We start from the raw sequence: 9042 nt of genomic DNA, 5'->3' as shown, positions 1-9042 counted from the left end.
GGTAAGTAAATCATCGATATCGCCTAAACCATCTTCAACATCGAGCTCTGTTTCATGAGCGTCTAGTTCAGGCGTGACCTCTTCTTCAGCAACAAGCTCATCAATGCCTGCTTCAAGCTCAATCTCAGTGCCTTCATCACCAACATCAGCAAGTAAATCATCAATATCGCCTAAGTCATCTTCAACATCGAGCTCTGTTTCTTCAGCGTCTAGCTCAGGCGCAACCTCTTCTTCAGCAACAAGGTCATCAATGCCAGCTTCAAGCTCAGTCTCAATGCCTTCATCACCAACATCGACAAGTAAATCATCGATATCACCTAAATCATCTTCAACATCGAGCTCTGTTTCATGAGCGTCTAGCTCAGGCGCAACCTCTTCTTCAGCAACAAGGTCATCAATGCCTGCTTCAAGCTCAGTCTCAATGCCTTCATCACCGACATCGGCAAGTAAATCATCAATATCGCCTAAGTCATCTTCAACATCGAGTTCTGTTTCATCAACGTCTAATTCAGGTGTAGGCTCTTCTTCGGCAACAAGCTCATCAATGCCTACTTCAAGCTCAGTCTCAGTGCCTTCATCAGCAAGTAAATCATCGATATCGCCTAAATCATCTTCAACAGCAAGGTCTGTTTCCTCAAGATCAAGTTCCGGGGTCGTTTCTTCTTCAGCTACGCTTGCTAATATATCGTCAACATCATCTAGGCCCTCTTCGCCCAGTTCTTGTGTCGACTCAGGCTCTGGATTCGCCTGCGCCAGCAAAGCGTCAATGTCATCTTCACCTGCCAATTCACTTTCTTGCTCCGCTTGAGAAAGCAAATCATCTATATCTTGCTGTTCTTCAGAGGCTTGTTGAGCGTCATCGATTAAGCTATCAACATCGTCAAGTTCTAAGCCATCCTCTTCATTAACAAGGTCATCTTCGTCTAATGCACCATCAAGCAAATCGTCAATATCATCTGCACTTAAGATGCTATCAGTATCAGCTACTCCTTCAGCCTCATCAGGCTTTGGGGGTTCTGCTGCCGCCTCGTCGATTAAACTATCAATATCATCCAGATCTAACGTATCATCGCCAGCAATATCAGGCTCTTCAGCCAGCTCTTCGCTTAAAGCTGCCAATGCATCATCACTTACATCAAGTGTGTCATCTTGCTCATCACCAACCTCATTGAATAAATCATCAATATCGTCAGCACTTAAAATATCGTCCCCACCAGAGGTGTTTTCTTCAACATCTAACGTTACTTCATCACCTAAAGCATCGTCGGTCGAATCAAAGCTTTGCTGCAAGAAATCGTCAATATCGTCCGACGCATCCTCCGATGGCGATTCATCATCAAAAACAATATCGTCGTTAAGTAGGCTATCTAATTCATCTTGATCAAGCGTACTACTGCCTGTCTCAAAGCCATCATCTTCATCGTCCAAAGCATCAAACACAATGTCATCATCTTCAGGCAGAATGTCATCATCAAGCTGGACACTTTCATCTAATGGAGAAATGTCATCTGTTATTGGCATATCGAGATCAAGCGGATCTGCTGCGGCTGCCGCAGTTGCAGCGCCTGCTGTTGCTGCAGCCGCTGTGGCTGCTGGCGCTTGAGGTAAGAACTCATCATCTTCTGCACTACTTTCAGCTGCTTGTTTGCGTTTTCGCATAAAGAGCACAAGACCTATGATAAGCAGCGCAGGTATCGTCGCCAGTAAGGCAATCACAATTGGGTTAGACAGCGTTTTGCTCAAACTTGATTCTTCAGCCGCTTTTTTATCAGCTTCTTGTTGCGCAATCATCTCGCTTTGCATATCAATCACAACTTTTAACTGCTGTTGGATCTCACTGTCTTTGCCAAGCTGCTCACGAACATTTTGTAACTCATCAGAAATGCTGCTCAACTGCTTTCTGAGCAGGTTATTCTCTTCTAAAATATCTTCCACATTTTGCACTGAAGACTTGAACTGGTTTTGCAAATCAAGCAGCTTGGAGTCTTGTTCCATGCGTAAATTTCTAAGCTGATTAGTCAAGGCTTTTTGCGCCTGCTCAACGTCAACTTTACGCGCCTGTGTCACGCGTTTTTTGGCATCATCTATATCAGATTGATTTAAAGTGCCATTTTTCTTACTCTCCCACAGCACATCGTCTTGATCTGATTTTTGTTTTGCGATGCCTGGATTGACTCGTCTGATTTCTGCCAATGTTGGGATACGTAGATACGCGCCATCACGCATGTGATTAAGGTTTTGATCTAAAAATGCGCCAGGGTTTTTGTCATACAGAGCTTTCATAACCTGATAAATGGTGACTGAATCATCAGGTCTTATTTTTTGTGCTATACGCCACAACGTATCTGAAGGGCGAATAGGACCAACTGAACGCCCTTCAAGGCCATAATCAACGCCTTTAGGGCCCTTCAACACGGTACCAACTTGAGTGTGTGCCGGGGATGTTATGAAAGCCAATGCTAGGATACAAAATAAGGCTAAACCGCGCATGCTGTTCCTTTGTTTAAGGTGACCACTTACCCAACCAGTAAGTGAATAAAAAATTTGCTCATCTTTGCTTTTTGCAAGCTCTGTTCCAATTGCAAACTATAAACCAGTTATTAGGGAATATCCATTGTCAGCGTAGTGAATATTAACACTGGCATAGTACTTTATGGTTAGAATGAAAATGTTTTATAAATCAGGGAGGTGGTAAAAAGAAGGATTTGTGCAATCTGTGGGGCAAAATGCTGCCATTGCATTTTGCCCCACAGTAAAATTAAAGGTAATTTGCGACTAGCTCTTCAGCAATTTGCACACTATTTGTCGCGGCACCTTTGCGCGTATTATCAGACACAACCCATAAGTTTAGTCCCATTGGGTGTGAAATATCAGCTCTAAGTCGGCCTACATACACAGTATCATTGCCACTGGCATCACTAACTGGAGTTGGGTAATCTTCTTCATTTTCAATGAGTTCTACACCAGGTGCATCAGCAAGTAACTGTTTTACATGCTCTAAATCAAAAGGCATGCGTGTTTCTAAATGAATCGCTTCGGCGTGGCCAAAAAACACTGGGACACGCACAGCTGTTGGGTTCACCATTACGCTGCTATCTCCAAGAATCTTTTGCGTTTCCCACACCATTTTCATCTCTTCTTTGGTGTAGCCGTTTTCTTGGAAAGTATCTATTTGCGGTATTACATTAAATGCAATTTGCTTTGGAAATACGTCATTTTCCATCGGCCTTGCATTCATTAAATTAGCCGTTTGCTTAGCTAGCTCATCAACTGCTTCTTTACCCGCGCCTGATACCGCTTGATAAGTGGATACATTGATGCGATCAATACCATAGGCATCATAAATTGGCTTCAGCGCCACCAGCATTTGAATCGTCGAACAATTCGGGTTGGCAATAATATTTCGATTTCTAAAATCAGCTAAGCTGCTCGCGTTTACTTCTGGAACAACTAAAGGCACATCATAATCATATCTAAAGTGTGATGTGTTATCTATCACGATACAACCCGCTTCTGCCGCAATCGGTGCATATTTTTCCGATACACTGCCGCCTGCAGAAAATAAGCCTATATGCGCATCTGCAAAGTCAAACTCTTCAACATCAAGCACGGTGACTTTTTCACCCATGAAATCAATTTCTTCCCCTGCACTGCGACTGCTCGCCAGCGGGTATAGTTTATCAACTGGAAATTTTCTTTCGGCTAATGTTTCAATGATCTGCTTACCGACTAGGCCTGTTGCGCCCAGTACCGCCACGTTAAATTTCTGCGACATGTTTATTCCTCATTCATTTCTACTTGAAAGCCAAGTTGTTGTAACTTTTGCGTATGGCTTAGCTGCGACACGATGTTCAACGTTGAAAACTCTCTTCTCGGCGGGTATTGCTTACGTAATACATCAAAACCCTGACTTTCTAAATTGGCTCGCATTAAACCATTATCACGGCGAATATCATAGATCATATGCACAATACGGCCATAATCTCTTTCAGTGAACGTATTATTGAGCTGACATTGGCTTATCGCAGGTGTGGGTAAAAAAGTTTCTAAGCGCTTAGTTGGCTCAACGTCAAGCGTTTTACACAAAGCCTGATAAAGCATTTGCGTTCCCCGCGCTTTGCCTTCCAAAGTGTGACCAGCGATATGCACTGATGTGTACAGGCAATGCGCCATCAACTCAGTCAAAATATTTGGCTCATTTTCCCAAACATCTAAAATCAATTCTAACTTCTGCCCAGCTTGCTTAGCAGCTAAGAGTGCTTGATTATCAATCACATCACCGCGACTAGCATTGATAACTAACATGTTAGGTTTTAACTGCTTAATCCTTTCTTTGTTTAATAAGTGCTTGGTTTGGTGAGCGCCACTTTTCACTAAAGGCACATGAAAGGTCACAAAGTCAGCTTGCGCTAGCGCGGTATCAATATCTACATGCTCATTAAGTTTGCCTTGCTCAGCCAGCACTGGATCACACAAAATAAGTTCTATACCACTGTGCGCTAGCTTTTGTTGCAAGCACGCACCAATGTTGCCCACACCGACAATGGCTAATTTTTTACCGCGCAGCTCAACATCACGATCCTGACTGTACGCATACAAAGCACTGATCACGTATTCAGCCACAGCAACCGCATTGCACCCAGGCGCACTAGAAAAAGCAATATTACGCGTTGCTAAATACGTTTGATCAATATGATCAACACCAATTGTGGCCGTACCAACAAACTTAAGGTTGTCTGCATTGTCTAGCAGTGCTTGGTTAACTTGCGTTATCGAGCGCGTTAACAACACATCTGCATCTTGCACTTGCTCAGCAGTCACTGCACGCCCGTCAAAACGGGTTACCTCTCCAAAACTTGAGAAAAACTCTTCCACCAAAGGCATGTTCTGATCAGCCAAGATCTTCATGTAATTTTATTCCTAAACGTCGCACGGAACTCTATTGTAACTCAGCTATTGCACAGACCCTAGCTCCGCCTTGCACCAATACCAAATGCACCAAACATGAGGCTCAATAAAAATAGCACTAAGAGCTTAACGCTTGGCTGTTCAGTCACGTTGACCAATGGACTAAATACAAAGGCGTGTACATTGCACCAAGCTAGCAACAACGCAGTAGTATGTGCACCACGATATGCATAACATGCGCACACTATGCTACTGATAAAATTGATAAGAATCGCATACTCAAATGCTTCAACACTGAGCAGCATGGCAGTGAACGTCATCACTATGATACTTATATTCCCCAATTGCATAAATAACCCCTCCTTAGGTCTTTTTTGTAATATAGATAAGTTTACAAAATTGGCAATTGAACAATTTTTAAGTGTGGCAATACACTGGTGTGGTCAAAAATTGGCTTCTAAAATGATACTTGGGAGGCTTTTTTGCTTGAAATAACTGGTCAGACAAGCTAGCCTTAATCATGTGGTCAGACCTCTAATAAGGAAGAACAACATGACACTTTTATTTACTATCGCTTTGATAGCACTGGTCAGTGCAGCCTGCTATCATCGCGCCAGCTGGAATACCTGCTTGGGTGTTGCAGCCGCGACTTTGGTTGTCGGTACTTTTGCCGACGCCTTTGGAGCATTGTCTTGGTTAATTTTTTTAGCCGTTGCAATCCCATTTTCTGTTACTAATATCCGCCAACAATATATTGTTGCTCCCCTTTTCAAAGCATTTAAAAAAGTCACCCCTACCATGTCTGAAACTGAAAAGTCTGCAATCGACGCAGGGACGACTTGGTGGGAAGCTGATTTATTCTGCGGTAACCCAAACTGGAACAAACTACATCAGTTTGCAAAACCGAGATTAACAGCCGAAGAGCAGGCTTTTTTAAACGGCCCAGTTGAAGAAGTTTGTGCCATGTTAGACGACTGGGAAGCGACCCATGAGTTAACAGATTTACCGCAAGAAGTGTGGCAATACCTTAAGGACAAAAAGTTTTTTGCTATGATCATCAAAAAACAATACGGTGGTCTAGAGTTTTCAGCATATGCACAATCGTGTGTGCTACAAAAATTAACCAGTAAATCAACTCTATTATCGTCAATCGTCGGGGTGCCAAACTCATTAGGCCCAGGTGAATTACTTCAGCATTATGGTACGCAAGAGCAAAAAGACCATTATTTACCTCGCCTCGCAGTAGGTGATGAAATCCCATGTTTTGCACTGACTTCACCTGAAGCGGGCTCAGATGCCTCCTCTATCCCAGATTTTGGTGTCGTATGTAAAGGCGAATGGGAAGGAAAAGAAACGCTTGGGATCCGTTTAACTTGGAATAAACGCTATATCACGCTTGCACCTGTTTCAACCGTGCTGGGCCTAGCATTTAAAATGCAAGATCCTGATGGCTTGCTAGGTGATAAAGAAGATATTGGTATCACGTGTGCGCTTATCCCAACCTCCATGCCGGGTGTTGAAATTGGTCGTCGTCACTTCCCGCTAAATGTACCATTTCAAAATGGCCCAACACGCGGTAAGGACGTTTTTGTACCATTAGATTTCATCATTGGTGGCCCCAAAATGGCTGGTCAAGGCTGGCGTATGCTAGTTGAGTGTCTATCCGTTGGCCGTGTAATTACTCTGCCTTCAAACTCAACAGGTGGCATAAAAACTTTAGCACTGGCAAGTGGTGCGTATAGCCGTATTCGCCGTCAGTTCAAACTGCCAATTGGCAAAATGGAAGGCATTGAAGAAGCGCTGTCAAAACTCGGCGGCTATGCATACAGTAGCGACGCTGCATTAAGCATGTCTACAGGGGCTGTCGACTCAGGTGAAAAGCCATCTGTGATCTCAGCCATCCTAAAATATCACTTAACTGAGCAAATGCGCGATGCGACCATTCATGCTATGGATATTCACGGTGGTAAAGGTATTTGCTTAGGTCCAAACAATTATTTGGGACGTGGCTACCAAGGCGCGCCGATTGCCATTACTGTTGAAGGTGCAAACATCTTAACCCGTAACATGATTATTTACGGACAAGGGGCTATTCGCTGTCACCCATTTGTTTTGGCTGAATTAAACGCATGTAATATCAAAGACAAGCAAGAAGCGCTTGATAGCTTTGATTCCGCATTAATGGGCCATATTGGCTTTACTATTTCTAATCTAGTACGCACTAAGTGGCTAGCCATCACCGGCGGTCGTTTTACCAAAGTGCCATTTAATGATGAAACAGCAGACTACTACCGCAATGCTGCGCGTTACAGCGCTTCATTGGCCCTCATGTCTGACATCTGCATGGCAGTATTTGGTGGCTCCTTGAAACGCAAAGAGCGTATCTCAGCACGATTAGGTGATCTGTTAAGTTATTTGTATTTAGTGTCAGCTACGCTGAAGCGATACAACGATGAAGGCCGCAGAAAAGAAGATCTTCCTTTAGTAAAATGGGCGTGTCAGGAGCATTTATACTTGTGTCAACGAGCACTAGCGGACTTGATAAATAATATGCCATCAATGGCACTTCGCGGAGCATTAAAGTTGATATTGTTCCCATTTGGCCGTCCTGTGCGCAAGCCAACAGACCAAATGGAACACGATATTGCCAAGTTGCTACAAACGCCTAATGAAACACGTGACCGCCTGGCAAACTACATCTACACCACTGACGAGCCGCGTAACTTGATCGGTAAGCAAGAGCAAACACTCAAAGACATCTTGGCTATTGAGCCAATCTTTGACAAGGTGTGCCGCGCTAAAGGTCAAAAGCTGCCGTTTATGCAACTAGACAAAGTCGCCAGTATGGGCCTTGAAAGTGGCATTTTGACTCAGCAAGAAGCAGATAGTCTTGCCGCTGTTGAGGCCAAGAGACTGGCAGTGATAAATGTTGATGATTTTGACCCAGCCGATTTACTGGCAGGTAAAGCTCGAGTGGTAGACAGTAATGTAGATGCTGCTTAAGCCACAAAGTTAATCATAAAAAGGCCGGATTACCCGGCCTTTTTCATGGTTATTCTACCAAAACCTTGGCCAGCATAATCGCCACAACGACAATAGCCCAAGTGAGTGCCATAAACCGCACCGAGTGTAAAATAACCCACATCATCAAGGGTGCCGCAAATAAGGTTACAAGTTCAAAAGTACCACTTCCCAACAGGGTAATGCCGCCAAGCCACATCAAAGTCGTTAAGCTAAATACAAATACACACTGGCTGCGTTGGATCTGCTTGAACTGAGATAACGAATACCAAAAACTGCGGTGTTTAATAACCTGCTTGTTAGTATCAATTAATAAACTGCTCCACCAAAGCACTACAAATAATTGCGCCATCACCACGTAGTAACTTTTTAGATCTGGACGCTCTGTAACAATTATCCAAATGCACCAATAGGTTAAAATCGTCATTCCGAGACGCCAGATCACAACCCATGGCTGTTCAAGAGTCCATTGCACCCAAAAACTATGCGCTGTGACTTTGCTCAGCTTTATCGCTTTGTAATCACGTGGCAGCCACAACGATACTCCTAACAAGACCATCAAAGCCGCATAATAAGTCATAAAGTGCTGGCATATAAAAGTCAGTAAGCATGCTGCTACCAATACCACCAAAACAGAGATTGGCCGATAAAGTAAGATGGCTGCGAGCATAAGCTGACTCAACATAAACATGATCAACTGTGGCGCTTGACGCAAGTTTTCCCACCCCATTGATACCGCTAGAAGTAAAGCCGATAAAAACAACACATGGCAAAGCAGCAGTAAACCTTGATCCGCGAGCCATTGATGCACTCTAGATTTCAATAAGGTCCCATGATAACTGCGATGCGCTGTATCTAACACCGCACTTTTTAAGGTGTGCAGTAACAGGCTTTGCAAAAGCAGAAAGCCAAATGTCATATAGATCACTTGTGACTCTGAGTCATATTGCACAATTTTGCCAAGCGCAAAAAAGACCCCTAAAGCCAAACCTGGTAAATAAACAAAAAATAGCGTCGCTAAAAGCAAAGAAAACTCAGCTAGCTGACGACGGAGTTCTTTCAGCTCTACCTTAAATGCGCTCAATCTGTATCGATAATAATGAACCAAGTGCC

The 9042-nt window shown here is 43.6% G+C and carries 6 protein-coding genes; 1 reads left to right on the top strand and 5 read right to left on the bottom strand.

The genetic code is table 11. The annotated features are described in order from the left end of the window. The 4 genes from L1077_RS21175 to L1077_RS21160 form a co-directional block, all read right to left on the bottom strand. On the bottom strand, window positions 1–2490 hold a 2490-nt coding region (locus L1077_RS21175), incomplete at its 3' end, for a FimV/HubP family polar landmark protein (protein ID WP_343222270.1). Between the two features lie 268 nt (window positions 2491–2758). Beyond that, complete coding sequence (locus L1077_RS21170) at window positions 2759–3775, bottom strand: aspartate-semialdehyde dehydrogenase (RefSeq protein WP_063363554.1); 1017 nt, start codon at window positions 3773–3775, stop codon at window positions 2759–2761. A 2-nt stretch (window positions 3776–3777) separates the two neighbouring features. Further along, window positions 3778–4908, bottom strand: a complete 1131-nt coding sequence (locus L1077_RS21165) for a 4-phosphoerythronate dehydrogenase (protein ID WP_237138875.1) — start codon at window positions 4906–4908, stop codon at window positions 3778–3780. Between the two features lie 59 nt (window positions 4909–4967). Further along, window positions 4968–5258, bottom strand: a complete 291-nt coding sequence (locus L1077_RS21160; protein WP_237138874.1) for a DUF6419 family natural product biosynthesis protein — start codon at window positions 5256–5258, stop codon at window positions 4968–4970. 202 nt (window positions 5259–5460) lie between these two features. On the opposite strand from L1077_RS21160, the gene fadE reads away from it, so the two are divergent. After that, a complete protein-coding gene (gene fadE, locus L1077_RS21155; RefSeq protein ID WP_063363551.1) occupies window positions 5461–7911 on the top strand; it encodes an acyl-CoA dehydrogenase FadE in 2451 nt (816 codons plus the stop codon). Window positions 7912–7960: 49 nt separating this feature from the next. Here fadE and L1077_RS21150 read toward each other — a convergent pair whose 3' ends face one another. After that, complete coding sequence (locus L1077_RS21150) at window positions 7961–9037, bottom strand: DUF6136 family protein (RefSeq protein WP_237138873.1); 1077 nt, start codon at window positions 9035–9037, stop codon at window positions 7961–7963. Window positions 9038–9042 lie beyond the last annotated feature (5 nt).

The sequence above is a fragment of the Pseudoalteromonas luteoviolacea genome, from assembly GCF_021654285.1.
GTDB classification, from domain to species: domain Bacteria; phylum Pseudomonadota; class Gammaproteobacteria; order Enterobacterales; family Alteromonadaceae; genus Pseudoalteromonas; species Pseudoalteromonas luteoviolacea_J.
Note: the sequence above shows the minus strand (reverse complement) of the source record. Positions and strands in the feature narration are given on the sequence as shown.

Bases quoted from the DNA above. Each gene is read 5' to 3' on its own strand.
- L1077_RS21170 (WP_063363554.1), bottom strand. From the start codon at position 3,775: ATGTCGCAGAAATTTAACGTGGCGGTACTGGGCGCAACAGGCCTAGTC.
- L1077_RS21165 (WP_237138875.1), bottom strand. From the start codon at position 4,908: ATGAAGATCTTGGCTGATCAGAACATGCCTTTGGTGGAAGAGTTTTTC.
- L1077_RS21160 (WP_237138874.1), bottom strand. From the start codon at position 5,258: ATGCAATTGGGGAATATAAGTATCATAGTGATGACGTTCACTGCCATG.
- fadE (WP_063363551.1), top strand. From the start codon at position 5,461: ATGACACTTTTATTTACTATCGCTTTGATAGCACTGGTCAGTGCAGCC.